We start from the raw sequence: 26,138 nt of genomic DNA on the forward strand, positions 1-26,138 counted from the left end.
GGGAAGCAGCTTGGACGGGGCCGGTCTCAAGGGTTCACGGCGAGGCCATCCACGTTCGCCAGGGCCTGGTGACGATCTCTCTGTAGGTCAGGTGCGACGGGTTGCGCCCGCAGTGCCCGAGCACCCACTTCTGCGGGTCCTCCCAGTCCTGGTCGGCTCCGGAGTTCTCTCCGCAGACGACGCACATCATGGCGAAGCTCGTTGGCTCGGCGTCGGGCTCCTCATCAGGCTGGAGATGCCAGGTCACATGCCGGATTACAGCTCGGGGCCGGCTCACAGGCCCGACCTCGTCATCCCGTTACGCACGGCGAGACGCGCGCTCAACTCCTCGCGCGCCGAGGGGCGCCGGACGTTCTCCGGCATCGCGTCCCACTCCAGGCCGCCGTCCACGGGCCGCATCTGCACCCGCCCGCCGACCTTGCCCATCACCAAACCGACTCGGTCCTTCGCGGCGTCCTTGGCCAGGTCGCCGATCCCCGGCTCGATCTCCTCGTCACTGCCCATGACGACGAAACTACGAGCAGCGACCAGACCGAACCAGGCACGGCGCATGGTAGTTACCCGGCAGAACGTCAAAAAGTGCTACGACCCGTGGTAGTTATCCGGCAAGGTCCAGGTGAACGGCCATCTCGCGCATGTCCTCGGTCAGCGTGCGCTTCCTGCGGCTGAGGATGTCTCCCATGATGTACCGGGCCATCTGCTGGTGCCGCAGCCACTCCGGAGACGTCCGCTTGATCGCGTTCAGCTCGTCCATCGCGTCCTGGTGCGAGCCGAGCATCGCGTGCGCCCGCGCGACGTCCAGACGGTGCCGATCCCAGTTGTTCGCGCTGGGCCGGCCGAACTTCTTCAGCGCCTTGCGGCCCACGGCCCCGTCATCGGCCCGGCTGAGCACTCCGCGCGCATCCCCGATCAGGGACAGATCCTCGATCGCCTTCGCCTCGGCCGTCACCGGCCCGAACGTAGTCCAGTGCTCCCTGAAGTCGACGTGCTCGACGTTCAGCGCGCTTGCGGCCGTCACCGTCATGCGCCGGGCCTCCCGAGCAACGTCGGGGCGGTTGTTCCGCATCGCAGCGGAGGCCACGCGCTGAAGCAGCTCGCCCCACACGGCCAGTTGACCCGGCGTAGCGCTGGACAGGCGCGGCTCGATCTCCTCGGCCGTCACGGTGGCCAGCCGCTCGGCCTCGTCGAAGCGGTCCTGCCGCAGGAGCAGCCAGCCCATGCCGACGACGCCCGTGGCGGCAATGAGCGCGTGACCGGTCTCGCGGGCGTCCTTAATGCCCTGCGAGAGGGCGTGATAGGCCATGTCGTAGCGCCTGACCTGCGTCAGGTACTTGCCGGCCAGCAGGAAGGCAGCCGCGCGCACCACGAGAGCCTGTTGGCCTGCTTCGTCGCCTTCGCTGATCAGGGCCGCTGCCTCTGCGGCACGCAGGATGCCCGGTAGCTTCTTGGCCACCGAGTCGTAGCGGTCCGCCTGATACAGGGCATGGGAGTCGTCGATATCCCGCTGAATAGTGGCCAGAGGGACTGCCTGCTCGGGCTCCACGAGGGTTTCGGCCAGTCCGACCGGCGGCATGAGCGCCCGGCGCAGCTCCATCAGCTTCGGGCCGTCGCCCACGTTCGCGTGCACCGGTTCAGGCGCCTCGGTGGCGAACAAGCTGGACGTCGTAGTGCCCAGCGCTCGCGCGAGCATGTGAAGAGTCTCGACCTGGACGTTCCCCCCCTGCTCGACCTTGCGCACGACGCCCACGGACAGGCCGGCGGCCTCAGCGAGTTGCTCCTGGCTCATCCCCGTCCGGCGACGATGATTCCGGACGTTCTCTTGCAGCGACGACATCGAATCACCTCTCGCCCACGGTATGCCCTTGGGGCACAGCCCGAAGCCCCCTTCAGGTCAACGCCGAAGGGGCTGCGGCCAACGGCCTCGGGCTCATCCGCGGCGGAAGCTTCCTGCTGCGGCATCTCGGGGGCGATCACTTCGGCACGGTGCTGCGTGACGGCATGTGCACGGACGACGCCGACCCTGCGGGCGTGTACTTCGGCAATCGCAACGGCGAGGTCTACGCGAGCGCGGACGACGGGGACACCTGGCAGCTGCTCGCCTCCCACTTGCCGGGACGTGCTGTGTGTGCGGGCAGCGCTCTTGCGGTGAGGGGGTGTCCCCCGCACCAGTAGAGTGCCGCCCGTGGCAGCACGACCTTTGAAAGAAATCGTTGAGTCCGGGTGGGCCGAAGCTCTCGCTCCGGTGGCCGAACGCATCGCCGCGATGGGCGACTTCCTGCGCGCGGAGATCGCCGCGGGTCGCACCTACCTGCCGGCCGGACCCCATGTGCTGCGTGCGTTCCAGCAGCCGTTCGACCAGGTGCGGGTCCTGATCGTGGGCCAGGACCCCTATCCCACTCCGGGACATGCGATCGGATTGAGCTTCGCGGTCGCGCCCGAGGTACGGCCGTGGCCCGGGAGCCTGGACAACATCTTCCGGGAGATGCACGCGGACCTGGGGCACCCCCGTCCTGCCAACGGGGACCTCACCCCGTGGGCCCGGCAGGGAGTGCTGCTCCTCAACCGTGCGCTCACCACCGCGCCCCGCAAGCCGGCCGCGCACCGCGGCAAGGGCTGGGAGGAGGTCACGGAGCAGGCGATCCGGGCGCTCGCCGCGCGCGGCAAGCCTCTGGTGTCCGTGCTGTGGGGGCGAGATGCCCGCAATCTGCGGCCGCTGCTCGGCGATCTCCCGGCGATCGAGTCCGCGCATCCGTCCCCCATGTCCGCGGACCGCGGGTTCTTCGGCTCCCGCCCCTTCAGCCGCGCCAATGAACTGCTGGTGCGCCAGGGTGCCGAGCCGGTCGACTGGCGGCTGCCATGAGCCGGGTGCTCGGCGTCGACTCCGGTGGTTCCGGACTCCGCGTGGCGCTGGCCGACGTCAAGGATCCCGAGCGCGTCGAGACCACGGTGTCGAGCAGGCCGGTACGTACGGGCAACTCCGGTATCGACGCCGGGCACATGCTCGAGCAGCTGCTGCCGATGGCACGGGGCCTGCTGGAGCGCGCCGGGGGCGGCGAGCTGTCCGCGGTGGTGATCGGCGCCGCGGGGATGGCGACGCTGGGCGACCGGCTGCGCGCCGAACTGCCGGCAGCGCTGGCCAGTTCGCTCGGGGTACACCGCATGGGGCTGGCCACCGATGCGGTGACCGCGTACGCGGGTGCGCTCGGCCAGCGCCCTGGTGTCGTGGTCGCCGCGGGCACCGGCCTGGTCGCCCTGGGCACGGACCTGGCCGCCTGGCGCCGCGCCGACGGCTGGGGCCATCTGCTGGGCGACTGCGGCGGCGGCGCCTGGATCGGCCGGGCGGGCCTCGAGGCCGCGCTGCGCGCCCACGACGGGCGGCGCGGCGGATCAGCCGCGCTGCTCGCGCGCGTCGAGTCGGTGTTCGGTCCCGCGGCCGAGCTGCCGGTGCTGCTGTACCCGCGCACCGATCGGTCGGCGGTACTCGCCTCGTTCGCCCCGGAAGTCGCCCGATCGGCGGACCAGGACCCGGTGTCCGCCGGAATCCTCGCACTCGCCGCCCGGCATATCGCGGAGGCGGCCGCAGCCGCCTGCCCGTCGCCCGGTGACATGCCCACGGGTTGCGAAGTCGCCCTCACCGGTGGGCTGTTGAAACTGGGCGAACCGCTGCTCGCACCGCTGCGGGAAGAGCTTGCCGGCCAACTGCCGCATGCGCGACGGGTGTCCGCGGCCGGCGATCCCCTCTCCGGGGCCGTGCTGCTCGCCGCCGCGCTCGCCTCTGACGAGCTACGGCTTCCCCCGCATCAGACGTTGCTGTACGTACCGGCAGAACAGACGGACTGAGATGTACGCCACCGATCGGATAAATATGGACAGATGACACGTGACCGCCCCCTCCCCGAGCAGTCCGGCCGGCAAAACCAGTAGCATGCGGCGCCATGAGCTCCCCCACTGGGCCGGCACCCGGCCTGCCTGTACGAATGCCGCGACCCCGCCAGTCCGGGCGGCACCGCCGACCGGAACCCGTGGCGGCCCCTGAGGGCGCGCCCGTGCTCGTGCTCGCCGTGCCCGGCGCTCCCGCGCCCAGCACCCGCGGCCTGGCCGAAGAGGTCATCAGCATCGCGCGGTCCGAGCTGCCCGGCCTCGAGGTCGGCATCGGTTACCTCGACGGCGACGATGCCGAGTACCCCACGCTTCAGTACGTGCTCGCGCACACGGCCGCCCGGCGCACCGAGCGGTACGAGATCGCCAAGGCGGCCGGGCGGGAGATGAGCGAGCCCGAGGGTCCCGCCGCCGTCGTGGTGCCGTTGCTGGCCGGCCCGGACAACGCGCTGATGCGCCGTATCCGCCAGGCCGTCATGGAAAGCCGTGCCGCCGCCGAGCTGACCGATGTCCTCGGTCCGCATCCCCTGCTCGCCGAGGCACTGCACGTGCGCCTCTCCGAGGCCGGTCTGGCCCGCGCCGACCGCGCCCGCCTGTTCACCGTGGCCACCGCGGCCGACGGCATCATCCTCGCCACCGTCGGCGGGGAGGAGGCCGTACAGGCCGCCGGGATCACCGGCATGCTGCTGGCCGCCCGTCTGGCCGTGCCGGTGATGGCCGCCGCGCTCGACGAGGAAGGCGCGGTCGGCGCGATCGCCGCGCAGCTGCGGGGCTCGGGCTCGGTCCAGCTCGCGCTGGCGCCGTACCTGGTAGGCCCCGAGCTGCCCGAGGGACTGCTCGACGCAGCCGCGAAGGAGGCGGGCTGCGCGTCCGCCGAGGCGCTCGGTGCGTACCCCGCGATCGGCAAGCTGGTGCTTTCGCAGTACACGACCGCGCTCGGCCTCGCCCCGCAGCCGCAGGGCGCCCACCCGAGCTGACGCCGCTGCCAAGGGTGCGCGAAGGGCCCGTGCCGGTCGACCTGTGTCGATCGGCACGGGCCCTTCGCGCTCCGGTCGCGACGTGACGTCCGAGTCGGCACGCACCGGCCCCGGGCGGCCGCGTCAGATCAGGAGCACGCAGGACGGGGCCGGGACCCGCAGCGAGCCGGCTCGCTGCGGGATACCCGTGCGGGGGTCGATGTCGAACCAGGTGACGTCACCGGAGCGCTCATTGGCCGCGTACAGCCGGATGCCCGCCGGATCGATCGCCAGGTCGCGTGGCCAGTGGCCGCCGCACGGCACGAAGGCGAGCACCTCTGCCTTCTCGCCGGTCTCCTCGAGTGCGAGTACGGCGATGGTGTCGGTGCCGCGCAAGGCCACCCACAGGTGCCGCCCGTCGCGGGAGACGACCAGCTCCGACGGGTAGGCCGGACCGCTGACACCCTCCGGGAACAGGGGGACCTCACCCAGCGGCTCGAGCACACCTCCCGTCTCGTCCCAGCGGCACACGGTGACGACCGGTTCGAGTTCGCCCAGCACGTACGCGTGGCCGCCGGCCGGGTGGAAGGCGAGGTGCCGCGGTCCCGTGCCGGGTCGCATCGCGGTCACACGGTGCAGTGTCAGCTCGCCCTTCGCGGTATCGAGGGAGTAGCTCCGCACGGCGTCCGTACCCAGGTCGACGCCGAGGACCCAGCGCCCCGAAGGGTCGGGCAGCACCTGGTGGGCGTGCGGTCCGAGCTGCCGGTCCCCGTCGGGGCCCGTTCCCTCGTGCCGCAGGACGGCACTGGCGGGCAGCACAGTGCCGTCATCGGCGACCGGCAGCACGGTGATGCTGCCGCAGCCGTAGTTGGCGGTCACCAGGTGCCCGTGGGTGAGTGCGAGATGCGTCGGTGCGTCGCCGCACACCGCCACCGGGGTGCCGATCGGCCGCGGCGCCGGCCCCGCGATGTCGAACGCGGCAACCGCCCCTTCGGCCGACTCGGAGACCGCGTAGAGGACCGGGCCGCCCGCCGTGTGGGTGGCGACCAGGTACGTCGGGTCGGCGACGGCGTCGCTGGTCCCGGTCTCGGTCAGCGCCCCGGTCCGGACGTCCACGGCGGTGGCGACGATCCCGCGCCCGCCTGCCGAGGTGAACGACCCGATGAAGGCCCGCCCCACGCTCCTGTCACTCACAGCGTCTTCCCCTCTCCGCCCCGCCCCGGCCGCTCGCGCGCCGGGGGACCGACGGTAGCAGGCGGTCTAGACCAACTTGGATCACATGTCGAAATCACCCCGGGCGCGGGCCGCCGCCTCCGGATGGTGGACGTAGGTCGGATGCGACTGGGCCGGGTCGTACGTCCGGTGGAAGACGGGCGTCGCCGAGCCGGAGATCGGCGGCACGATCCACGACCAGTCGGCACCCACCCGGCGGCCGTGACCGCGCTCCCGGTCCATGTGCGTCAGGAAGCGGCGCGATTCCGTGTGGTGGTCGGCGATCGTGACGCCGGCGCGGTCGAAGGAGTGCAGCACGGCCCGGTTCAGCTCCACCAGCGCGCGGTCCTTCCACAGCGAGCGGTCGTCTGACGTGTCCAGGCCGAGGCCCTCGGCGATGCGCGGGAGCAGGTCGTAGCGGTCGGTGTCGGCGAGATTGCGGGCACCGATCTCGGTGCCCATGTACCAGCCGTTGAAGGGGGCGGCCGGGTAGCAGATGCCCCCGATCTCCAGGCACATGTTCGCGATGGCGGGTACGGCGTGCCAGCGCAGCCCAAGACCGGCACACCAGCTCTGCTCCGGGTGGTCGAGCTCCACCTCCAGGACGGCATCGTCCGGGAGCTCGAACAGCCGCGGCTTGCCGTCGCTGTCCTCGATCACCAGGGGCAGCACGTCGAAGGACGTGCCGGGCCCTCCCGGCCAGCCGAGCCGCAGCGCGAGTTCGGTGAGCCCGGTGTTGCGCGGGTCGCCTGTGACGGCACCGGAGCGGCCGGTGTAACCGGCGTAGCGGACCAGCTGCTCGTTCCAGATGCGGGGGCCCGGGCGGCCGGGGGCGTCCGGCGCGAAGACGGTGATCAGGGGGCGGATCCGGCCGCCGTTGGTGGCGCGGCGCAGATGTGTGACGGCTTCGGCAGCCACCCCGTCCGCGTCGGATATGTGGCGCAGGTCGCGTATCCGGAGCGAGCGCCAGTACAGGCGTCCGATGCAGCGGTTGCTGTTGCGCCAGGCGACACGGGCGCCGTGGACGAGCTCGGCGGGGGTGTGGCGGTAGGTGCCGGTCGCCTCGATCTCGGCCCGTACGGCGGCGATCCGCGCGTCCGGGTCCCCGGCCGTGGGGTCCTCGCTGTGGTGCAGCCGGATGAAGTCCTCGGCCTCCTCCAGCAGACCGGCGGGGCCGGGAACCGAGGCATGCACGGGCGTCGGCGCCACGGCCGTCAGGGCGTCGACCGGGCACCGCGCCGCGGGCACCGCGGCGTCCGCGGCCCCTTCGGGCACCGCGGCCCGGGTGACGGTCCGGCGAAGGGATCGAAGCAGGGACTTCCGCATGATGCCGCACCTCTGAGGTCCTGGGGGACAAACAGGATGCCGCTGTGGCTACCCTTCGCGCAGGCAGATCCACCCTCTGTATGCACGGTAAAACCACCTCATACGTCATGTTCCGCGCATGTTGCTGGTCACGCGGGTACGAGAGGGGCGCGCGGAGGGGTACGCAGGGGCGCGTCCAGTTCTGCGAGCGCCCTCTCCAGCTCGTACAGATGCCCCAGCGCGGCTTCGGCCCCCGGGTGATGCGGCGGCACCGCTACGACCTCGGCCACGGCCCCGGCCGCCGCCGGGGACGGGGGGACCAAGGCGTGAACGGCCGCCTCCACGCGTGCGCACGCCGCGGCGAGCCGGGCGTCGTGGGACGCCTGCGGGTCCGCCGCGACCCTGGCCAGCCCGCGCACCTCGCGCGCGCAGTCGTCGAGCAGCGCGATGACCTGGCGGGCACGCGCCTTGCGGGCCCGCAACGGGCTGAGCGGGTGCACGAGCGGCGCGAGCGAGAGCCGTACCCGGCCGAGCAGCAGCTCCAGTTCGGCGGCGAGCGGCGCGGGGTCGGCGCTCTCGTCACCGGCGAGCCGCCGGGCAGCAGCTGTGGTGCAGCCGTGAACGCAGCTCACCGCGCGCCGGATCCACGCGTCGGTCGCGGCATGCGTGGTCACGGGCAGGATCAGCGCGACGGCGAGGGCAGCGCCCAGTGCGCCGACCGCGGTCTCCTGGAAGCGCAGCAGGAGCAACCCGGGGTGCAGCACGCCCAGCAACCCGTAGAGGAGCCCGGCCATGACCGTCACGAAGAACATCATCCAGCTGTACGAGGGGGCTGCCGTGTAGAAGATCCCGAAGACGCACACGGCGACGAGGGCCGCGGTGGCCCCGGGCTCGCCGGCGATCGGGATCGCGATCAGCAGTCCTGCGGCGATACCGGTGACCGTGCCGAGGACGCGCCGGAAGCCGCGCACCAGGGTCTCGCCGCGCGATGCGGTGTTGACGAAGATCCACCACGCGGTGCCGACGGCCCAGTACCAGCGCTCGTGGGAGATCAGCTGGCCGGCAGCGAGTGCCACCGCGCAGGCCGTCGTCGCCTGGAAGGCCTGCCGTGTGGTGAGGCGGGCGAGGCCGCTTCCGGGCAACGGAGGCGGCGTGGCGGGCGGCGGCGTACGGCGTTCGATGCACCACAGCCCGAAGCGGACGGCCGACGAGGCGGCAACGGCGAGCGCCACCGAGCCGTACAGCTCAGGCAGTTGGGCCGGCAGCGCGTGCAGGAACTGGGTGACGAAGAACATCATGAACGCGAAGATCCCCAGAGCATGCCCGCGCGGGCCCCAGCGGCGGGCGTAGACGCCGCAGAAGATCACGCCCAGCCAGGAGGCGGCGCGCAGGAGCGGCTGTCCGTGCAGCACGGTCGCGAGGGCGAGCACGGGAAAGCCTGCGGCGGGCAGCAACGCGGTGGTGACGGCCTGACGGCGCACGGTGGGGTCGCCGACGGTGAACAGCGCGAGGAGCGCGGCGAGCCCTCCGGTGATGGAGGCGATGAGCGAGAGTCCGGCCAGTTCGGCGGCGGCCACGGCAAGGCCCACGCCGAGGACGGCACGTGCGGAGACCCGCAGGCGCACAAGGCCCGGGTCGGGCGCGCTGAACATTCGCTTCACGCCGGTCACGCTCCCCACGACGGTCGTCCCGCCTCCTTGCTGATCGACGCGCCGTGCGGCGGTCTACGACATGGCAAAGGCGCCGCGGGTCCGGCCCGGCTCCATCGCCGGTCCGGCGCTGCGCGGCGCCTGTCTCTTCAGAGGAAACCATCCCTCACGGCATTGGCTCAACCGAGCCGGTTTCAGCTGTGCCATTGGTACAGCGTTGGAATGCATGCGAGGGCCACGGGAAGGCCAACGGACCACATCGGCCCGTATCGTCCGGGACGGCCGGCGCTCCGGTCGCACCGTCTCCTTCGGGGTGGGCCGGTGGACATAGCCTTCCCGTTTACCGAACGGGCCCGAGACGTGCGCGCGGTGACGCCGACAAGGATCTCGAGCGGCAGAGCATACGCCGAGCGGGGAGCCCGCGCGAGGGCCTCGAGATGGAGGCGCAGGGTGTGCCATTGGTACAGTCGCATTCCACGGGACGGGACCAGCGGAAGGCCGGCGGACCATGACGGTGGACGCGCTCGACACCCGCATCCTGCGGCTGCTGATCGAGGAGCCGCGCACCAGCGTGCGCGAGTACGCCCGGATCCTCGGTATCGCCCGCGGCACCCTGCAGGCCAGGATCGACCGCATGGAGCGCGACGGGGTGATCACGGGCACCGGCCCGTATCTCTCCCCCGCCGCGCTCGGGCATCCCGTGCTCGCGTTCGTCCATATCGAGGTCACTCAAGGACAACTGGACGAGGTGGGCGATGCTCTGGCGGCCGTACCCGAGATCATCGAGGCGTTCTCGATCACTGGTGGCGGGGATCTGCTGACACGCGTCGCCGCGCGGGACAACGGACATCTCGAGGACGTCATCCAGCAGCTGATCAATCTTCCGGGGGTGGTGCGTACGCGCACGGAGATGGCGCTGCGCGAGCGGGTGCCGCACCGGTTGCTTCCCCTCGTGGAGTCGGTCGGCCGGGCGGCCGGTTCCTCGCGCTGAACCTGCACTTGGCATGCTGGACGACATGAGCTCCGCGCGCACCGCTTCGGTCATCTTCGATCTCGACGGCACACTCGTGGACAGCGAGCCGAACTACTACGAAGCGGGTCGCAGGCTCCTGGCCGCCCACGGAGTAACGGACTTCAGCTGGGAGGAGCACGCCGGCTTCATCGGTATCGGCACCCGCGAGACGCTGGAGACCCTGCGCGCGCGGTATGCGATCGACGTGCCGGTCGACGAGTTGCTGACGGCGAAGAACCGGCACTATCTGGAGCTGGCGCGTGCAGCGACGGACGTCTTCCCTCAGATGCGGAGGTTCGTGGAACGTCTGCACCGGGACGGGGTGCCGATGGCCGTGGCCTCCGGGTCGTCCCGGGCCGCCATCGAGGCCGTGCTCGCCGTCACCGGCCTGGACGCGTTGCTTCCCACCGTCGTCTCCGCAGAGGAGGTCGAGCACGGCAAGCCCGCGCCCGACGTGTTCCTCGAGGCCGCCCGGCGTCTGCGGACCGAGCCCGCCGACTGCGTGGTGGTCGAGGATGCCGCGCCTGGCGCGGCCGCGGCACACGCGGCGGGCATGCGCTGCATCGCTGTCCCCTACGTCCCCGGGACGGCCGGCGAGCCTGCCTTCCGGGCGGCGGAACTGCTGTTCGCGGGCGGACAGCGGGAGTTCACGGCACAGGCCGCGTACGACTGGCTCGCCGGCGCACCCCGGATCGCGTGAGCTGCAGCCCCCGCTCCCAAGTACTTACTGTTGCTCAGGCGCCGGGTGGATCCCGTCAGGCGCGTTTGACGGAGTCGAGGTGGGCGAACGCCACCACGTTGTCCGTGTAGTCCTTCGCCTTCTTGTCGTAGTCGCCACCACAGGTGATCAGACGCAGCTGCGGTGAGGGGGTGTCGGAGTAGACCCGTTCGCTGGGGAACTGCGCCTTGCTGAAGGTTTCGACCGAGTCGACCTTGAACGTGGCGACTGATCCGTCCTCCCGCGAGATATCGACCTTGCTTCCGGGCCTGAGGGTGCTGAGCAGCAGGAACACGGCCGGCCCGGTCTTCGTGTCGACATGGCCCGCGAGGATCGCGGTGCCTCGCTCGCCGGGCGTGACACCCCCCTTGAACCAGCCGACCAGATTCTTGTCGTCCTGGGGCGGTGCTTCCAGCTGTCCGGACGGGCCGATGGACAACGGCGTGAACGGCGCGTCGACGTCGATTTCCTTGATCACAATCCGCTTCGGTGCGGAACGGGGCAGCGGCGCGAGGTCGGCGGCAGGCGAGGATGCGGCCGGAACGGGCCCGGTGGATGCGGGGCCGGTGGATGCGGAAGCCGCAGCGCCGGGAGCCGGACGCTTGATACCTGCCGAGCCGCCGAAGGAGTTGAAGACGAGTAGAAATCCCAGCACGACCGCCACAGCGGGCCAGAGCAGGGCGCGGCCGAGGGGACGGGGTGCGGGCGTTGTACCGATCGGCAGCTGAACGGCCATACGAGCGTGCCTTTCACATACGAGGGCGGGCGAAGGAACGGGTGGGGCGCACATGGCAATTGCCGCGACCACCGTCCGTCAGGACGGCGGCCGCGACAGCAAGCGGACTGCTAGTGGGTCGGCCCCATCAGACCGCCGCACCGCCCGACGCATTGCGGCGGCGCATGCGGTACGCCCCTACGCCGAGACCGCCGAGGAGCAGCACCGAGCCGGCAGCCAGACCGCTGCCGGACAGGGCGGCCATGCCGCCGCCGCCGGTGTGGACACCGCCGTTCGGCTTCTCCTCCTTCTTCCACGACTTGTCGTGGTCCTTCTCGCCCTTGTCGTAGTCCTTCTCGGACTTGTCGTAGTCCTTCTCGGACTTGTCGTAGTCCTTGTCCTTGTCCTTGTCCTTGTCCTTGTCCCAGTCATCGCCCAGGATCCGGGCCAGGGCACCGCCACCGGTGTGGACACCGCCGTGCGGCTTGTCCTCGTCGTCCTTCTTGTCGCCCTTGTCGTAGTCCTTCTCGGACTTGTCGTAGTCCTCGTGGTCCTTCTTGTCGCCCTTGTCGTAGTCCTTCTCGGACTTGTCGTAGTCCTCGTGGTCCTTCTTGTAGCCCTTGTCGTAGTCCTCGTGGTCCTTCTTGTAGCCCTTGTCGTATTCCTTGTCGGACTTCTCCTCGGACTTCTCCTCGCCCTTGTCGTAGCCCTTCTCGGACTTCTCCTCGGACTTCTCCTCGCCCTTGTCGTAGCCCTTCTCGGACTTCTCCTCGGACTTCTCCTCGCCCTTGTCGTAGCCCTCTTCGGACTTCTCCTCGGACTTCTCCTCGGACTTCTCCCAGTCATCGGCCAGGATCCCGGCAAGGGCTCCACCACCGGTGTGGACGCCACCGTGCGGCTTGTCCTCGTCGTCCTTCTTGTCGCCCTTGTCGTATTCCTTGTCGGACTTGTCGTAGTCCTTGTGACCCTTGTCGTGGTCCTTCTCGGACTTGCCGTAGTCCTCGTGGTCCTTCTTGTCGCCCTTGTCGTATTCCTTGTCGGACTTGTCGTAGCCCTTCTCGGACTTCTCCTCGTCCTTCTTGTCGCCCTTGTCGTAGTCCTTCTCGGACTTCTCGTAACTGTCGCTGGAGGAAGAGCTGTCCTTCTCCCAGTCATCGGCCGAGACGATGGCGTACGCGGCGGGAGTGGTGATCGCGAGGACCGCGGTGACCGCGGCCGATGCGAAGAGGGTGCGGGCAGAGCGCATGGATGCACATTCCTTTCGCCGCGACTGCGGAGACCGAAACTTCATCGGCTCATCGGATCGCAGGAGCGACGTGATTCACCGTCAGTCGAATCCCGGCTCCCCACCACTCGAGAGCGCCGCACGTGAGACTTGTTTTGGGCTTATGGAGTGACAACCGGCGGGTAGTCACCCATTGGGGCGCACGCCACGCCGAGGCGAGGTTTCAAACACCACCCGCCGCGTTCAGTCGTTGGCGCGCGCATCGCCTTTTACGCGGCGCCCGGAGTCGCCCCGGCCACCGGCCGATCCGGGCCTGATTACAGCGCCTCTGCCCGGTCCACACGGTCCGCGCGTTCACCCCGCAGCCGCTGGGCGCGGAGCACGAGCAGCATCTCGAAGCGCCGGTCGGGGTCCTCGATGACATCCCCCCACAGCTCCCGGATCTGCCGAAGCCGATAGCGCGCCGTCTGCGGGTGTATGCCGAGACGGTGCGCCACCTCGGGAGCACCGCCCGCGGTCTCGATCCAGGCGAGCAGGGTCTCGGCCAGACGCCGGGACTGCACAGCGCTGGTGCCGTCCAGCGGAGCCAGACAACGGCGCGCCACCGCGTCGATCAACTCCTCCGACGGCAGCAGCACCAGTTCCTCCGTGCGTTCGGTGCATCGCAGGACCTCACCCCCGGGCAACAGCTCGCTCTCGATCAGCCGGACCGCCGTCTCCGCCCAGCGCAGCGACTTCGCCGCCGCCGCCAGCGGCACCGGCGGACCTATCGCCCCGGACCAGCCGGTGGTGGCGCGGTGCAGCATCTCCGAACGGCCCGCGGTGTCCGGTTCCGGGATGACGACGCGCGGGTGCTCGCTCTCCATGTCGAGCAGGATGCCCTGCCCCACGGCCGGGGCCATCGCCTCCCTGGCAGGGCGCAGGAGCACCCCCACGGCGATGCTCTGGGGCAGCTGCCAGCCGATACGGGCCGCCCGTTCCGCGAGTGTGCCGACCGGGTCGCCGTGGTGTTCCACCAGCAGGAGATCGATCAACTGGCGCTGAAGGCGGAGGCGTTCGCTCGCCTGGCGGGCCGCTGCCTCGGCGTAGCCGCGGACCGACTGTTCCACGAGCCCGTCCAGATATTCGAATCCGGATTCGGCGAGTTCGTACATGGCGGGCGCGGCGATGTCGACCTGCTGGCCGATCTCGGCGAACCGCCGCCAGGCGAGTCGCACGCCGAGCCGATAGATGGCCTGAAGTGAGTCGAGGCTCCTCCCGTGCATACCTTCGCCCCGGCCGAACTCCTGGAAGACCTCCGGTGGCACCCGGGGCTTGCCGGACCCCGATGCGAGATTGTGCACGAAGCCTTCGATCGCGCGGCGGATTCCGACGAGTGCCATCGGTTCGCCGGACTCGTCCTCCACGAGCTTCACGTGCGGGTACTCGTGGCGTATCGCGCCGAGGATCGCCTGCGCCAGCTCGCCCGCCTCGGCCAGAGCGATGGCGGCGAAGCGGTCGACCTGCGCCTGCGGCACCTCGCGCCAGGCGGGGTGCGTCATCGGCCGGGCTGGGCGGTGTCGTAACTGATCAATGGGACGTTGGGCTGGTCGGGAGTGGCGTTCAGCATCGCCACGATCCCCAAGGCCGTGCCCACGGCGAGCGCCGCGGCGATCGCTGCGGTGACGGCAGCGGCAAGCAGTCTGCTCATAGTCGGGTCAGCTCCTTGCTGGAGACAATCCCCACCCCGGCAGCCGGCCCCACCGGCTGAACGCACAGTGTTGACAGTGCATTGACATTTCGTCAAGAGCGCGCCTACCGTCTTGGCCCTTGAGGGCTGACCGGCCCGGGCGCGTGCATCTCCAGGCGACGTTCTTCGATTCAGGAGTGCCCGGATGCGCCGTACTGCTTCACCATCGTCCCTTGTCCTGCTGGGAGCAGGGGTCTTCCTGCTCGTCCTGGCTCCCCTTCTGGCCTGGTACGTCCAGCCGCATGCCAAGCGCACCCCGATCGATGTCGACACCACCACGGTGTTCACCGGCACCGGGAGCTACTTCGACACCTCGAAGGTGAAGACCGTGCACGGCAAGAGGATCACGGTGACCCGTCAGGTACGGGGCGACGTGGCCGACAGCGAGAAGAGCGGAAACGCCGTGTGGGACGTGTCCACCTCTGTCGACACCGACAGCACGCTGCCCGCATCCGACACGCGGGACTCCTTGCAGTGGACGCTGGAGCGCTGGGTGACCGACCGCGCGGACAACCAACCGGTGCACTGCTGCCGGGAGACGCCGGTTTTCGACGGAGAGGCCTACCTGAAGTTCCCCTTCGATGTCGAACAGCGCTCCTACCGCTGGTGGGACAGCACGCTGGGCGGCGTTGTGCAGCTCCGCTTCGCCGGCAGGAAGAAGGTGCAGGGGTACGAGGGCCATCGGTTCACCGGCACCGTCCCGCCGAGCAGGACGGGTGTACGCCAGGTACCGGGCCGACTGGTCGGAAGGCCCGGCACCTCTCAGGTGCTCGCCGAGGAGTGGTACTCCAACAGCGCGATCGAGCTGATCGTGGACCAGCGAACCGGCCGCATCATCCACGCGGCCATCGGACCGCGCAAGACGCTGCGCGCACCGGGGGCGGACAAGGACGCCGTCGTACTCCTGGCGAGCGAGAGGATCGCGTTCACACCCGCGACACAGCGCCGCCAGGTCGAGCTGGCCTCGGCGGACAGCAGGAAACTCGCACTGCTCGGCACGACCGCCCCGATCGGTGGGGCGACGCTGGGAGCGGTGCTCGTCCTGGTCGGCGGTGCGCTGGTGGCGAGGGGCCGTCGTCCGGACCCGGCCCGTCCGGATACTCACCTGATGACGAATCAGCCCGTCTGAGGGCCGCAGAACTTGTCATACCTGTGAGTAGCCGCGTGCCGAACGCGTGCCGAAAACTGTCTATCCCCACCAGAGCACGGCCCCCGGTCGCCCTTTTCCCCGCTTTCTCCCCCACCGCTCCCTCCCCCCACCCTTCCCCTCCGCACCCTGAAACGAGTTGGAGCACCCATGCCCCAGCACGTACCTCCCCCACTGCTCGAAACAGAGCAGCACCCCCACAAGCACCACCAGGGCCGGACCCCGGCCTCTGTGCGCGCCCTGCCGGAGCCCCCTCGGCGCATCGTCTTCCTCGCCCACCGCGACCTCGGCAACCCGGCCGCCGGGGGGTCCGAGCTCCTGGTCGACCAGCTCGCCCAGGGCCTCACCGCCGCGGGTCATCAGGTCACCCTGCTGTGCGGCGGTCCCGCTGTGCACCGGCCCTACCGTGTCGTGTCCGCGGGCAGTCAATGGGGTCACTACATCAGCGCACGTTCCGCCTTCGCCCGTCAGGTCGGCGCGTGCGACCTGCTGGTCGAGGTCTGCAACGGGATGCCGTATCTGGCTCCCCTGTGGCACCGCGGTCCCACTCTGTGCCTGGTCAATCATGTGCACACCGAGCTCTGGGACATGCGCTTTCCCGCGCCCGTCGCCCGGGCCGGGCGACGGCTCGAGCACTGGGCCCTGGCGCGCGCCCACCGGGGCAATCTCCTGGTAGCCGTGTCCCCGTCCACGGCCGGCGCGCTGCGTGCGATCGGTGTGCCGGACCGGCATATCCGGGTGGTGCACAACGGAGTTCACGAACCGGGCTTACAGAGCCCCCGGTCCAGGGCCCCGCTGTTCCTGGCCCTGGGCCGGCTGGTCGACTACAAGCGCATCGATCTGCTGCTGCAGCTGTGGGAGCGGGTCCGGCCCGTCACCGGGGGCAGACTCGTCATCGTCGGGGACGGCCCCGAGCGAGCGAGGCTTGAGCAACTGGCGGGCACCGGCGTCGAGTTCGCAGGACACGTGTCCGAGTCGGAGAAGCACCGTCTGCTGTGCGAGTCCTGGATGCTGCTGCATCCCGCGGCCGTCGAGGGATGGGGCCTCGTCGTGACCGAGGCGGGCGCCCGTGGCACACCGACCCTGGGTTTCGACGTACCGGGCCTGCGCGATTCGGTCGATGACGGCGTCACCGGCATCCTGGTCCGCGGAGAGTCGTCCTTCGCCGCGGCGTGGTGTGCACTGGCGCTGGACGACGACCGACGTGAGGTCATGGGCAAAGCCGCCGCCGAGCGGGCCGGTGGCTATCGCTGGAGCAGTACCGTACGGCAGTTCAGAGCGGTGGCCGCCGAAGCGGCGAACGGCGCGGGCACGTGAAGGACCCCTCCTTCCGCCGTTCCCTGAGCCTGTTCAGGGCGTTCCTGCGCGAACAGAGCGACCCCGCGTCCGCCTATCGCCTGCTGGCCGCCGACGCCGCCGATCAAGTGGAGCGCTACGTCGAGCTGAACGGCCGCGTCGTCGTCGACATCGGCGGTGGCAGCGGGTACTTCACGCGTGAATTCCGGCGACGCGGAGCACACAGCTATCTGTTCGAACCGGACCTCGCGGAGCTCGCCGAGGAGCCGGCCGAAGGAACGGTCGTCGCCGACGGCTATCTGCTGCCGCTCGCCGAGGGCGCGGCCGATGTCTGTTTCTCCTCCAACGTGCTGGAGCATGTGGCGGATCCGCGGACGTTCCTCAGCGAGATGGTCCGGGTCACCCGGCCCGGAGGCCTGATCTACGTCTCGTTCACCAACTGGCTCTCTCCGTGGGGCGGCCACGAGTGGGCTCCGTGGCACTACCTGGGCGCCGAATGGGCCCGCACCCGCTTCGAGCGCCGTACGGGCCGTCCCGCCAAGCACCGCCTCGGGGAGAACCTCTTCGACATCGGCGTCGGATCGACTCTGCGCCACATCAGGGGCCGCAATGACGTGGACATCGTCTCCGCGCGCTCGCGGTACTGGCCCTTCCTCCCGGAGATCGTGCCGCTCGTGCCCGGGCTGCGCGAGTTCGCCACCTGGAATCTCCTCCTCATCCTCCGGCGGTGTTCATGACCAGCGCTGTCCACCCACCACCGCACGCCGCACCCGCCGCAGAGGGCGGCCCGCCCGACCGGTCGCCGGGTCCCCGTTCGCGTCGCTGGCTGCTCGGGTTCTGGGCAGCGGTGTTCCTGGCCTTCCTGGCAGTGTCCCCGGGGCGCACGACGTTCGAGACGAAACTGGGCGTTGTCGCCGATCCGTGGCTGTTCATCAGCGATCTGGGCGGACTGTGGCACGACCGGTCCGGCTTCGGGGGGATCGCCGACCAGTACATCGGCTACGCCGTCCCGATGCTCCCGTTCCATGCCCTGGCCGACCTGCTGCAGGTGCCCGACTGGCTCGCGGAGCGACTGTGGCTCTCGCTGGTGGTGAGCACGGCGTTCTGGGGCGCGCTGCGACTGGCCGAGCGGCTGGGCACGGGATCCCCCACCAGCAGGCTGCTGGGCGCGACCGCCTACGCCCTGTGGCCCACGTACACGATCGTCATCGGCTCGACGTCGGCGGCCGCCCTCCCGGGGGCTCTGCTGCCGTGGGTGCTGCTCCCCCTGACGGATCCAGGCGCCCGTCCCAGGATCGCCGCGGCGCGCTCCGCCCTGTGCGTCACTCTCATGGGCGGGGTGAACGCGGCGTCGACCCTTGCCTCGTTGCTGCCCGTCGCCCTGTATCTGCTGTGCCGGCCGGGCGGATCCCGCAAACGTGCGCTCATCGCGTGGTGGGTGCCGGGTGTGATTCTCGCGACCGCATGGTGGATCGTGCCGCTTCTGCTGCTCGGGACGTACGGCGAGAACTTCATGCCGTACGTGGAATCCGCGCACACCACCACCGCCACCATGTCGGCGGCCGAGGTGCTGCGCGGTGCGGGGAACTGGGTCGGCTATCTGAACTTCGGCGAGGCGTGGCTGCCCGCCGGATGGACCGTCGCCACCTCCGGCGTCGTCATCGTGTGCTCGGCGCTCGCCGCCGCCTTCGGGCTCGCCGGTCTCGCCCGGCGTGACCTCCCCGAGCGCCGTTGGCTGGTGCTGACCGTGCTGTCGGTCGCTCTCATCACTCTCGCCGGGTACGGCGGAGCGCTGGGCGCGCCGTTCCACACGACCGTCCAGGACCTGCTCGACGGTCCCGTGGTGCCGTTCCGCAACATCTACAAGTTCCAGACGGGTCTGGCGCTGGCCCTTGCGCTGGGATTCATGCACATCACGGCCCTCGCGACACGTCTTCCCTCGGGTTCGCCTGCCCGTGGGCGTCGCTCGGCTCCGGCGCTGGCCGCCGCGCTCGTGCTGCCGGGGCTGTGCTGGCCCTACGTCAACGGATCCATCCTGCAACCCGGTTCGTTCCAGGAACTCCCCGCGTACTGGCGGACGACCGCGCGCTGGCTGGAGAAGAACGCGGCCGGCGACCGGGCACTCGTCGTGCCCGCGACCGCGCACGGCATCTACACCTGGGGCTCCCCCATCGACCAGCCCCTGGACGTCCTGGCACGGTCCCCATGGGCACAGCGTGACTATGTGCCCTTCGGCACGCCCGGAAACCGCAGAGCGATGGACGCCGTCGAACAGGCCCTGACCTCAGGGGGTGAGGTCCCAGGGCTGAGTGAGTTTCTGCACCGCGCCGGGCTGCACCACGTCGTCGTCCGCAACGACCTCGACCCCGACCAGCTGGGCCACATCCCCACCACCACGGTGAAGCGCAGTCTCGAAGCCTCCGGGTACCGGCGCGTCACCGGCTTCGGTCCGGTGATGACCGGCGGACGGATAGCGAACGACACACCGGTCCAGGTCGAGGGCCTGTTCCCGCGCCGGCGTGCCGTGGAGATCTACGAGCCGCCCGCCGGCACCACTCGCCCCGGCAGGGCCCGGCTCACGCCGGTGTCGTCCACGGCCGTCGTCAGCGGCGGACCCGAGGCCCTGTTGCCCCTGTCCGCCGACGGCGCGCTGGCCGGACGGCCCGCCGTCCTGGCCGGCGACGCTCACCCGGGGGTGGACCGGCCGTCGCTGTACGCTGCGGGGGACGGGCTGCGCCGTGCCGACACCCGGTTCGGCCTGGTCAACTCCAACACGTCCCACACGTACACCCGCGACGAGCACAACGCCCCGCGGTCGGTGCAGGATCCGGGAGCGCCGCCGCGGCAGATCCTTCCCGTGTCCGGTGCGCGACACCAGACGACGGCCGTGCTGCGGGGCGCCGCGTCTGTCACCGCGTCCTCCGTCGGGAACTGGCTCTTCCACCTCCCCCAGTACGACCCCGTCAACGCGTTCGACGGCAACCCGGACACCGGGTGGGCGGAGGGATCCCCGGGGGCACCGCAGGGGGAATGGCTCCGCATCGGCTTCACCGGCCCGACGCACATTCCCGGGACGCTGCGGCTGACGCCGCTGCCGAGCGGCAACGTGCGGGCGGCTCCCACCGTCGTCCGTGTCGAGACCGACCGCGGCAGTCGTGTCAGCCCCCTGCAGCCGAACGGGAGCCCGCAGCAGGTGGCCGCCCCCGAGGGATCCGCGAACTGGCTGAAGGTGACGATCCTGGACTCGCAGCAGGGCCGTCCCGGGCTCACCGGTGCCGGGTTCACCGACATCGTCGTCCCGGGGGTGCAGGTCACCCGGCTGCTGGAACTCCCCTCCGACGCGCCGCGCGAGCCCTCCGACTCCGTCGTCTACTCACTGCGCAGGGGGTCCGACCCCGGCGGTCTGTCCGCGGTACCCGCCGAGGTGGGACTGCACAGGCAGTTCACCGCGGCCCGCTCCGGCGACTACACGGTCAAGGCCACCGCCCTGCCCGTGCCCGGCGACGCCCTCGACCGTCTGCTGTTCGACATCACAGGCAAGCGCGACAAGATCCTTGTGAGTGCCGACTCCACCGCGCGCCTGGGCACGAACCTGAGCCCGCGCAACCTGACGGACGGCGATCTCACCACGGCCTGGATCGCCGGTGAGCGTCCCGTCCTGCACCTGGCCTGGCCGAAGAAGACATCGGTCGGCGAGATCGTCTTCGCGGCCGCAGGGGGACTGTCCACCCGGCCCGAACAGGTACAGATCAGCTCGCCCGACGGCACCGCGGTGGCCCAGGTGGACGAGAACGGCATGGCGCGCTTCTCCCCCGTCACCACCGATCGCATGGACATCACCATCTCCCGCTCGGCGCCGCTGACCCTGCACAATCCGGTCGCCGACGATCAGCTGCAGCTGCCCGTCGGACTGAGCGAGGTCTACATTCCGGCGCTCCAGCGGTTCCGCACGCCGCAGCCCGACCCGGACAGGACATTCTCGCTGCCGTGCGGCAAGGGGCCGGTCCTGTCCGTCGACGGCCAGTTCCTCGAAACCCGCGCCGAGGGGCGGGTCCGGGACCTGACCGAGCGACGGCCGGTCGAGGTCGCGCTCTGCACGGACCGCAGCCGGGTGACCCTGGACGAGCGGACCCACACCGTCGAGGCGGGAGACGCCGGCCCGCTCGCCGTCACCGACATCACGCTCGGGACCGGTACCGCGCAGGCCGCCGGCGCCACCCCGCGCCTGCTCCAGACCGTGGACGCCGGGGGCGACGAGCGGTCGCTGCGGGTCGGGCCCGGGCAGGCCGCCTATCTGCAGATCCACGAGAACCACAACGCGGGCTGGAAGGCCACGCTGGACGGCCGCGAACTGACTCCGCTGCGGATCGACGGCTGGCAGCAGGCCTGGCTCGTCCCGGCGGGTCAAGGCGGCACCGTCGCCCTGCACTTCGTTCCATCGCGGGTGTACGACGCCGGGCTGATCGGCGCCGGGGCGCTGCTTGTCCTCCTCGTGGGCCTCGCCCTCGTCCGGCGCCGTCACGGCGGCCCGCTCCCGGCCGCGCAGGAGCAGGCGCCCGCTCCCGGCCCGCTGCTGGGCGCCGTGGCGCTGACGCTGGTGGCCGTCGCGGTCGCCGGTCCCATCGCCGCGCTGGTCCCCGTACTCGCCGTGGTGGCCCGGCTGCGTCCGTCGTTCCTCGGACCGATCGCCTTCACGGCGATGGCCGGTGCGGGTGCCGCAGCGGCCCTGGACAGTGGCGGCGCCGTGTCACTCGGCAAGGGGGCGTACGGTCCCGTGGCACAACTCCTCGCCCTGATTGCCCTGTTCGCGGCGCTGGTCACGGTGGGGCGGGAGCGCGGCTGCACGACCGGGGCCGGGCCGGCGGCGGGCACCGCCGGTCCTTCGTCCGAAGCCGGGCCCGGCCCGGGGCACGTTGGGGCCCCGGACGGGACCGGGCGGTCGGCCGGGCAAGCTCCCGGCGGGAGTACGCCGTCGGCTCATGGACCTCCCCGTCCCCCGGCCGGGGCATGGGAGCCGGCCGGCGGCGATCCCGGCCGCGGCGCCCCGCCGTCGGACCCGTCGGCCCGCCCCCAGGGAAGTGTCCGATGACGGCAACACAGCAACCGCCTTCTCGCGGCGCCGGAGCGTCGCCGCACCTGCCGCGGGTGCCGTTCCCCGTCGTCGACGAGGTGGCACGGCACTGTACGCACCGGGCCGAACCCAACACGGTCCACATCGAGATCCATCTGCCCGGCCGCGTCGATCCGGCCCGGCTGCGCAGCGCCTTCGCCCGGGCGTTGGGGCACTATCCCCGCGCGCTGATGCGGGAGAGGAGCCGTGGCTGGTTCGCACGCCACTACGAGTGGGAGCTGACGGCCGAGCCGGACGTCGAGGTGGTCACCGTTCCGCCGGGCTCGGCCGGAGCTCTCGGCCGTGCACGCGAACGCGCCCTCACACTCGCGCCGCCGCTGACGTCCTCCCCGCCCCTGCGGCTGGAGGTGGTCGAAGATCCCGACATCCGCGGGTGCGTGCTCCTGTTCACCATCAACCACACCGCGCTCGACGGCCCGGCGTGCCTGCGGCTGGCGGCGACGGCCGCGGAGATCTACAGCGGGCGCCGCACCCCGATCGTGCCGCCACCGGCACGCCCGGCATCCGCACCGCCGCACCGTGCGGCCCGGGCACCTGTGCCGGCCCGACCGGCACGGGTCGCGGCGGGCACACCCGGTCCGGTGCCCGGCAATGCCATGCTCGTCGCCGAACTGCCCGTACCCGGGAGGCACTCCGGGGCCCCTTACACGGTCAACGACCAGCTGCTGGTCGCCACGGCCCTGACCGTCGCCGACTGGAACCGGTCCCACGGCGCACCGGATCGCCCACTGCGCATCACCATGCCCGTGGACGACCGCAGCAGGGGGCCCGAGATGCCGATCGGCAACGGCACACGACTGGTCGACGTCGGCTTCACCACCACCGACGTGGACGCCGGTACGGACATCGCCCCGCTGCTGCGCCGTACCGCCGAGCAGACACGCGCGCTCAAGGCACAGCCGCGCCCGCAGTTGGGCCGTGCCGCGTCGCTCCTGACCACTCCCTGGCTGCCCGTCGCCGTCCGGGCGGGAGTCACCCGGGGCCTGCGGTTGCTCGCCGCTCCGTGGGTTTCGACCACGCTGCTCAGCAATATCGGCCGCATCCCCTATCCGCTGGACTTCGGCGGTGCGGGCCGGGCGACGGCGGTGTGGTTCTCGGCGCCTGCCCGGATGCCGCGCGGGCTGACCGTCACCACGGCATCGACGGGGGGCCGGCTCCACCTTGTGCTCCGCTGGTCCCGCAGCCTGCTCGGCGACGACGACGGTGTCCGTCTGCACGACCTCTTCGCCCACCACCTGGCAGCGACGTCCTCGGAGGCCCTGTGAGCAGCGACAGTTCACCGGGCCTCCGGGATTTCTACGAGGACCCCGCCGTACCCGTCGCATCGGGTGACGCCCGCAGCAGGCGCCAGGCCCAACTGCTGGCTGCAGCGCTCGGTGCGCCGGGACAGCTCGTCGTCGATGTCGGATGCGGCGACGGGAGCGCCGCCGCGACGGCCGCGCCGATACTCGCGGGACACCGGCTCATCGGCATCGACTGGTCGCAGGACGCGCTGCGCCGCGCCCGGCCCAGGGTGGGTCATGTGGTGCGCGGGGAGCTCGATCACGGCGGGCTCCCCCTCGCCGACGGCTGCGCGGACGCCGTGCTGTTCAGCGAGGTCATCGAGCATCTCGTCGACCCGGACCACGCCCTGGACGAGCTGCGGCGGATACTCAGGCCCGGCGGCCATCTGATGCTGTCCACGCCGAACCTCGCCGCCTGGTACAACCGCGGCCTGCTGCTCGCCGGGTGGCAGCCGGTGTTCTCCGAGGTGAGCCTGCGCGGCATCCACGGCCGGCCCGGCTCGCAGGTCGTCGGCCATCTGCGGCTGTACACCGCCCGTGCACTGCGCTCCTTCCTGGCCACGGCCGGATTCGAGGAGGTACGGATCACGGGGGCCCCCTTCCACGGGGTGCCGCGTGGGCTGCGGCTGCTGGACCGGGCGGCATGCGCCGTGCCCGCAGTGGCGTCCATCCTGCTCGCCCACGCCCGGCGGGGGTAGCGCAATGTGGTGGGGCGTGGGCGCCGCTTTGCTGGCCAATGTGCTCTACAGCGTGGGCTTCGTGCTGGAGAAGAGGGCATTGCGGAATCTGCCGGCGCTGTCCACGCGCAGGCCCCTGCGCATCCTCGTGGTCCTCCTGACCAGTCCCCTGTGGATCGCCGGGTCGCTGGCGCTGGCCGCCGGTTTCGCGGCCCAGCTGGTCGTCTACCGTGCGCTGCCGATCGCGGCGGCGCAGGGCATCTTCGTGTCCGGTCTGGTCCTGCTTCTGCTGCTGTCGTCGGCCGTCCTGGGCGAACAGGCGTCGGGGCGCGAGCGCTATGCCCTCGGCGGCGTGCTGGTCGCCCTGCTGATGGTGGTCGCCTCCGTCCGGGAGGGCGACGACGTCGTGAGCAGCGGGGCGCCGTGGCCGCTGGTACTCGTCGTGTGCGTTCCCACGCTGACGGCGGGAGTGTGGCTGTACGGGCGTGTCGAGCAACGGGCCAGGAAGCGGCATCGGGTGCCGACCAGCGGAATCGGGTACGGCGTGGCGGTGGGGCTGCTCTACGGCGTCAGCTCACTGGCGATCAAGGGTGCGTCCAGCCGCCTGACCACGGCCGACCTCGGTGACGCGGCCCGGTCCCTGTTCGCCTCCCCCTATCCGTACCTGCTGCTGTTCACCGCGGTGGCCGGCCTGGTGATGTCCCAGGCGGCGCTCCAGCGGTGCCGCGCCTCCCTCATCGTGCCCGTCTGCACCACCGTGACCTGCCTGTTCACGGCGGTTCTCGGGACGCTCACGTTCGGGGAGACGCTCCCCGACGATCCGCTCCTGCTGACGCTGCGAGTGGCCGGTACGGCGCTGGCGCTCTCCGTTCTCCTCGCCATGCCGCGTCACGATCCCCAGCCCTGATCCCCGCCCTTCGATCCCCAAGGGAGGCCCCATGGACCCCGACGATCCGCTGCTCCGGATCCTGGCATGCCCGCTCGACAAGGGCCCGCTGACCCTGCTCCCCCAGGAAGAGGTGCTGTACAACCCCCGGCTGCGCCTGAGCTACGCCATCGTGGACGGCATCCCGCAGCTGCTCCCCTCGTCGGGGAACAAGGTCCGCGAGGACATCCACGAGAAGTACCTACGGACGGCTGCCGAGTGACCACCCTCGCCGCGGCGGTGGCTACCCGCCTTCCCGCCCGCTGGGTCGGCTCCGCCGCCTGCGCCCTCTACCCGCGCTTCGAGCCCGAACTGGGCCGGCTCGCCGACTTCTGCCCCCGCGGCGGCACAGCGGTCGACGTCGGCGGCTGGTACGGGCCCTGCTCACGACGGCTCGCCGCCCGATGCGACCGGGTCGTCACCCTTGAGCCGGTGCCGCACCTGGCCGGGCACCTGAAACAGACGCTCCCCAGGCATGCCCAGGTGCTTCAGGCGGCCGCGACCGACCGCGACGGCACGGCACAGCTGTGGCTGCCGGAAGGCGACCGGGGCGACCGCGGGCTCTCGTCCCTGGCGCGCCGGGACATCCACTCCCACAGCGTGGACGTCCGCACCCTCACACTCGACAGCCTCGACCTGCACGACGTCGGCTTCGTGAAGGTGGACGTCGACGGTTCGGAACTGCCCGCGCTTCAGGGCGCGGCCGCGCTCCTTGAGCGGGAGCGCCCGGCCCTGCTGATCGAGCTGGAGACCCGTATCCGCCCCATCGCCCCCACCGTCGGCCTGCTGACCGGCCAGGGCTACCGCGGCTGGGTTCTTCGGACCCGTACGTGGGTGCCGCTGACCCGCTTCGATCTGGCCGGCCATCAGTCCAGGACCGAGCACCTCGTGCACCAGGGGCTGTTCCGCAGGGCACTCGTGCCCCGCGGCCGCCGCTACATCAACTCGGTGCTCTTCCTTCCCGACGGGCGGGCGCCCGCAGCTGCGGGCTGAGCGTCACCTCGGGCTATGCGCCACGACGGACCCGTGCGGCCTTGCGGGCCTCGGCGGTCTGGCGAGCCTCGGTGGCCCGGCGGGACTCACCACCGGAGCGGCCCGGCTGACCCGGGCGGGTGCCCCGGCCGCGGAACGGGGCGCCGCCGCGCTGGGGGCGCTCCGTGACCGGCACCCCGACGCTGACGGGGACGCCGGAGGGGGTTTGTGCTCCGGTGATGCGGCTCAGTTCGGCCTGGCCGGAGCGGACCTGGGCGATCTGCGGGGTGATGCCGGCGTCTGCCAT

Annotated in this window: 24 protein-coding genes and 2 pseudogenes; 15 read left to right on the forward strand and 11 right to left on the reverse strand. The window is 71.1% G+C overall.

Annotated elements, in window-relative coordinates:
* Window positions 1-34 precede the first annotated feature (34 nt).
* The 3 genes from ACFYWI_RS32700 to ACFYWI_RS32710 form a co-directional block, all read right to left on the reverse strand.
* Entirely contained in the window at window positions 35-247 is a 213-nt protein-coding gene (locus ACFYWI_RS32700; protein ID WP_389239388.1) for a hypothetical protein, read from the reverse strand.
* Window positions 248-273: 26 nt separating this feature from the next.
* A complete protein-coding gene (locus ACFYWI_RS32705; RefSeq protein ID WP_389239413.1) occupies window positions 274-504 on the reverse strand; it encodes a hypothetical protein in 231 nt (76 codons plus the stop codon).
* 94 nt (window positions 505-598) lie between these two features.
* Window positions 599-1,834 (reverse strand): helix-turn-helix domain-containing protein, encoded by a 1,236-nt coding sequence (locus ACFYWI_RS32710; RefSeq protein WP_389239389.1) that lies wholly within the window; start codon window positions 1,832-1,834, stop codon window positions 599-601.
* A 131-nt stretch (window positions 1,835-1,965) separates the two neighbouring features.
* Between ACFYWI_RS32710 and ACFYWI_RS32715 the strand changes: the two are divergent.
* The 4 genes and pseudogenes from ACFYWI_RS32715 to ACFYWI_RS32730 all read left to right on the forward strand — a co-directional run.
* Window positions 1,966-2,149 (forward strand): annotated as a pseudogene (locus tag ACFYWI_RS32715) (exo-alpha-sialidase); the annotation flags it as partial.
* Between the two features lie 33 nt (window positions 2,150-2,182).
* On the forward strand, window positions 2,183-2,860 hold the full coding sequence (locus ACFYWI_RS32720; RefSeq protein WP_389239390.1) for a uracil-DNA glycosylase: 678 nt from the start codon (window positions 2,183-2,185) through the stop codon (window positions 2,858-2,860).
* Complete coding sequence (locus tag ACFYWI_RS32725; RefSeq protein ID WP_389239391.1) at window positions 2,857-3,840, forward strand: N-acetylglucosamine kinase; 984 nt, start codon at window positions 2,857-2,859, stop codon at window positions 3,838-3,840. Before ACFYWI_RS32720 ends, ACFYWI_RS32725 begins: the two co-directional genes overlap by 4 nt.
* A 95-nt stretch (window positions 3,841-3,935) precedes the next feature.
* Window positions 3,936-4,856: a sirohydrochlorin chelatase gene (locus tag ACFYWI_RS32730; RefSeq protein ID WP_389239392.1), complete on the forward strand. Its 921-nt coding sequence runs from the start codon at window positions 3,936-3,938 to the stop codon at window positions 4,854-4,856.
* 123 nt (window positions 4,857-4,979) lie between these two features.
* Here ACFYWI_RS32730 and ACFYWI_RS32735 read toward each other — a convergent pair whose 3' ends face one another.
* From ACFYWI_RS32735 to ACFYWI_RS32745, 3 genes are all read right to left on the reverse strand, one after another.
* Complete coding sequence (locus ACFYWI_RS32735) at window positions 4,980-6,029, reverse strand: lactonase family protein (RefSeq protein ID WP_389239393.1); 1,050 nt, start codon at window positions 6,027-6,029, stop codon at window positions 4,980-4,982.
* Between the two features lie 81 nt (window positions 6,030-6,110).
* The gene (locus ACFYWI_RS32740) at window positions 6,111-7,373 is read right to left on the reverse strand and encodes a nitric oxide synthase oxygenase (RefSeq protein WP_389239394.1); all 1,263 of its coding nucleotides are present in this window, start codon (window positions 7,371-7,373) and stop codon (window positions 6,111-6,113) included.
* 128 nt (window positions 7,374-7,501) lie between these two features.
* Window positions 7,502-9,004 carry an FUSC family protein gene (locus ACFYWI_RS32745; RefSeq protein WP_389239414.1) on the reverse strand — a complete coding sequence of 501 codons (1,503 nt, stop codon included), beginning with the start codon at window positions 9,002-9,004 and terminating at the stop codon, window positions 7,502-7,504.
* A gap of 505 nt (window positions 9,005-9,509) precedes the next feature.
* Here ACFYWI_RS32745 and ACFYWI_RS32750 point away from each other — a divergent pair.
* Both ACFYWI_RS32750 and ACFYWI_RS32755 read left to right on the forward strand, forming a co-directional pair.
* The gene (locus ACFYWI_RS32750; RefSeq protein WP_389239395.1) at window positions 9,510-9,992 is read left to right on the forward strand and encodes an Lrp/AsnC family transcriptional regulator; all 483 of its coding nucleotides are present in this window, start codon (window positions 9,510-9,512) and stop codon (window positions 9,990-9,992) included.
* Between the two features lie 25 nt (window positions 9,993-10,017).
* Window positions 10,018-10,713: an HAD family hydrolase gene (locus ACFYWI_RS32755; protein WP_389239396.1), complete on the forward strand. Its 696-nt coding sequence runs from the start codon at window positions 10,018-10,020 to the stop codon at window positions 10,711-10,713.
* A gap of 55 nt (window positions 10,714-10,768) precedes the next feature.
* Here the strand turns inward: ACFYWI_RS32755 and ACFYWI_RS32760 are convergent, their stop codons facing one another.
* From ACFYWI_RS32760 to ACFYWI_RS32775, 4 genes are all read right to left on the reverse strand, one after another.
* Window positions 10,769-11,467, reverse strand: a complete 699-nt coding sequence (locus ACFYWI_RS32760) for a class F sortase (RefSeq protein ID WP_389239397.1) — start codon at window positions 11,465-11,467, stop codon at window positions 10,769-10,771.
* 127 nt (window positions 11,468-11,594) lie between these two features.
* Complete coding sequence (locus ACFYWI_RS32765) at window positions 11,595-12,692, reverse strand: hypothetical protein (RefSeq protein ID WP_389239398.1); 1,098 nt, start codon at window positions 12,690-12,692, stop codon at window positions 11,595-11,597.
* Window positions 12,693-12,988: 296 nt separating this feature from the next.
* Window positions 12,989-14,212: a helix-turn-helix domain-containing protein gene (locus ACFYWI_RS32770; protein WP_389239399.1), complete on the reverse strand. Its 1,224-nt coding sequence runs from the start codon at window positions 14,210-14,212 to the stop codon at window positions 12,989-12,991.
* Window positions 14,209-14,361 (reverse strand): hypothetical protein, encoded by a 153-nt coding sequence (locus ACFYWI_RS32775; protein WP_389239400.1) that lies wholly within the window; start codon window positions 14,359-14,361, stop codon window positions 14,209-14,211. Before ACFYWI_RS32775 ends, ACFYWI_RS32770 begins: the two co-directional genes overlap by 4 nt.
* A gap of 184 nt (window positions 14,362-14,545) precedes the next feature.
* Here ACFYWI_RS32775 and ACFYWI_RS32780 point away from each other — a divergent pair, with 184 nt between their 5' ends.
* From ACFYWI_RS32780 to ACFYWI_RS32820, 9 genes are all read left to right on the forward strand, one after another.
* A complete protein-coding gene (locus tag ACFYWI_RS32780; RefSeq protein WP_389239401.1) occupies window positions 14,546-15,529 on the forward strand; it encodes a DUF3068 domain-containing protein in 984 nt (327 codons plus the stop codon).
* A gap of 168 nt (window positions 15,530-15,697) precedes the next feature.
* Window positions 15,698-16,864, forward strand: coding sequence for a glycosyltransferase family 4 protein (locus ACFYWI_RS32785; protein WP_389239402.1), 1,167 nt, complete (start codon window positions 15,698-15,700; stop codon window positions 16,862-16,864).
* Complete coding sequence (locus tag ACFYWI_RS32790; RefSeq protein WP_389239403.1) at window positions 16,861-17,580, forward strand: class I SAM-dependent methyltransferase; 720 nt, start codon at window positions 16,861-16,863, stop codon at window positions 17,578-17,580. The genes ACFYWI_RS32785 and ACFYWI_RS32790 overlap by 4 nt, the downstream gene beginning before the upstream one ends.
* On the forward strand, window positions 17,577-21,932 hold the full coding sequence (locus ACFYWI_RS32795) for an alpha-(1->3)-arabinofuranosyltransferase (RefSeq protein WP_389239404.1): 4,356 nt from the start codon (window positions 17,577-17,579) through the stop codon (window positions 21,930-21,932). Before ACFYWI_RS32790 ends, ACFYWI_RS32795 begins: the two co-directional genes overlap by 4 nt.
* On the forward strand, window positions 21,929-23,239 hold the full coding sequence (locus ACFYWI_RS32800; RefSeq protein ID WP_389239405.1) for a condensation protein: 1,311 nt from the start codon (window positions 21,929-21,931) through the stop codon (window positions 23,237-23,239). Before ACFYWI_RS32795 ends, ACFYWI_RS32800 begins: the two co-directional genes overlap by 4 nt.
* Window positions 23,236-23,955, forward strand: coding sequence for a class I SAM-dependent methyltransferase (locus ACFYWI_RS32805; RefSeq protein WP_389239406.1), 720 nt, complete (start codon window positions 23,236-23,238; stop codon window positions 23,953-23,955). Before ACFYWI_RS32800 ends, ACFYWI_RS32805 begins: the two co-directional genes overlap by 4 nt.
* Before the next feature lie 4 nt (window positions 23,956-23,959).
* Window positions 23,960-24,841 (forward strand): hypothetical protein, encoded by an 882-nt coding sequence (locus tag ACFYWI_RS32810; protein ID WP_389239407.1) that lies wholly within the window; start codon window positions 23,960-23,962, stop codon window positions 24,839-24,841.
* Window positions 24,842-24,872: 31 nt separating this feature from the next.
* Window positions 24,873-25,082 carry a Trm112 family protein gene (locus ACFYWI_RS32815; protein WP_389239408.1) on the forward strand — a complete coding sequence of 70 codons (210 nt, stop codon included), beginning with the start codon at window positions 24,873-24,875 and terminating at the stop codon, window positions 25,080-25,082.
* Window positions 25,079-25,852 (forward strand): FkbM family methyltransferase, encoded by a 774-nt coding sequence (locus tag ACFYWI_RS32820; protein ID WP_389239409.1) that lies wholly within the window; start codon window positions 25,079-25,081, stop codon window positions 25,850-25,852. The genes ACFYWI_RS32815 and ACFYWI_RS32820 overlap by 4 nt, the downstream gene beginning before the upstream one ends.
* A 13-nt stretch (window positions 25,853-25,865) precedes the next feature.
* Here ACFYWI_RS32820 and ACFYWI_RS32825 read toward each other — a convergent pair.
* Window positions 25,866-26,138: pseudogene (locus ACFYWI_RS32825) on the reverse strand (RNA helicase); the annotation flags it as partial.

Origin of the sequence: Streptomyces sp. NPDC002889 (assembly GCF_042888425.1) — a bacterium.
GTDB lineage: Bacteria > Actinomycetota > Actinomycetes > Streptomycetales > Streptomycetaceae > Streptomyces.

Coding starts and splice junctions, on each gene's coding strand:
- ACFYWI_RS32705 (WP_389239413.1), bottom strand. CDS start 504: ATGGGCAGTGACGAGGAGATCGAGCCGGGGATCGGCGACCTGGCCAAG.
- ACFYWI_RS32710 (WP_389239389.1), bottom strand. CDS start 1,834: ATGTCGTCGCTGCAAGAGAACGTCCGGAATCATCGTCGCCGGACGGGG.
- ACFYWI_RS32725 (WP_389239391.1), top strand. CDS start 2,857: ATGAGCCGGGTGCTCGGCGTCGACTCCGGTGGTTCCGGACTCCGCGTG.
- ACFYWI_RS32730 (WP_389239392.1), top strand. CDS start 3,936: ATGAGCTCCCCCACTGGGCCGGCACCCGGCCTGCCTGTACGAATGCCG.
- ACFYWI_RS32740 (WP_389239394.1), bottom strand. CDS start 7,373: ATGCGGAAGTCCCTGCTTCGATCCCTTCGCCGGACCGTCACCCGGGCC.
- ACFYWI_RS32745 (WP_389239414.1), bottom strand. CDS start 9,004: ATGTTCAGCGCGCCCGACCCGGGCCTTGTGCGCCTGCGGGTCTCCGCA.
- ACFYWI_RS32750 (WP_389239395.1), top strand. CDS start 9,510: ATGACGGTGGACGCGCTCGACACCCGCATCCTGCGGCTGCTGATCGAG.
- ACFYWI_RS32755 (WP_389239396.1), top strand. CDS start 10,018: ATGAGCTCCGCGCGCACCGCTTCGGTCATCTTCGATCTCGACGGCACA.
- ACFYWI_RS32760 (WP_389239397.1), bottom strand. CDS start 11,467: ATGGCCGTTCAGCTGCCGATCGGTACAACGCCCGCACCCCGTCCCCTC.
- ACFYWI_RS32765 (WP_389239398.1), bottom strand. CDS start 12,692: ATGCGCTCTGCCCGCACCCTCTTCGCATCGGCCGCGGTCACCGCGGTC.
- ACFYWI_RS32770 (WP_389239399.1), bottom strand. CDS start 14,212: ATGACGCACCCCGCCTGGCGCGAGGTGCCGCAGGCGCAGGTCGACCGC.
- ACFYWI_RS32775 (WP_389239400.1), bottom strand. CDS start 14,361: ATGAGCAGACTGCTTGCCGCTGCCGTCACCGCAGCGATCGCCGCGGCG.
- ACFYWI_RS32780 (WP_389239401.1), top strand. CDS start 14,546: ATGCGCCGTACTGCTTCACCATCGTCCCTTGTCCTGCTGGGAGCAGGG.
- ACFYWI_RS32785 (WP_389239402.1), top strand. CDS start 15,698: ATGCCCCAGCACGTACCTCCCCCACTGCTCGAAACAGAGCAGCACCCC.
- ACFYWI_RS32795 (WP_389239404.1), top strand. CDS start 17,577: ATGACCAGCGCTGTCCACCCACCACCGCACGCCGCACCCGCCGCAGAG.
- ACFYWI_RS32800 (WP_389239405.1), top strand. CDS start 21,929: ATGACGGCAACACAGCAACCGCCTTCTCGCGGCGCCGGAGCGTCGCCG.
- ACFYWI_RS32810 (WP_389239407.1), top strand. CDS start 23,960: ATGTGGTGGGGCGTGGGCGCCGCTTTGCTGGCCAATGTGCTCTACAGC.
- ACFYWI_RS32815 (WP_389239408.1), top strand. CDS start 24,873: ATGGACCCCGACGATCCGCTGCTCCGGATCCTGGCATGCCCGCTCGAC.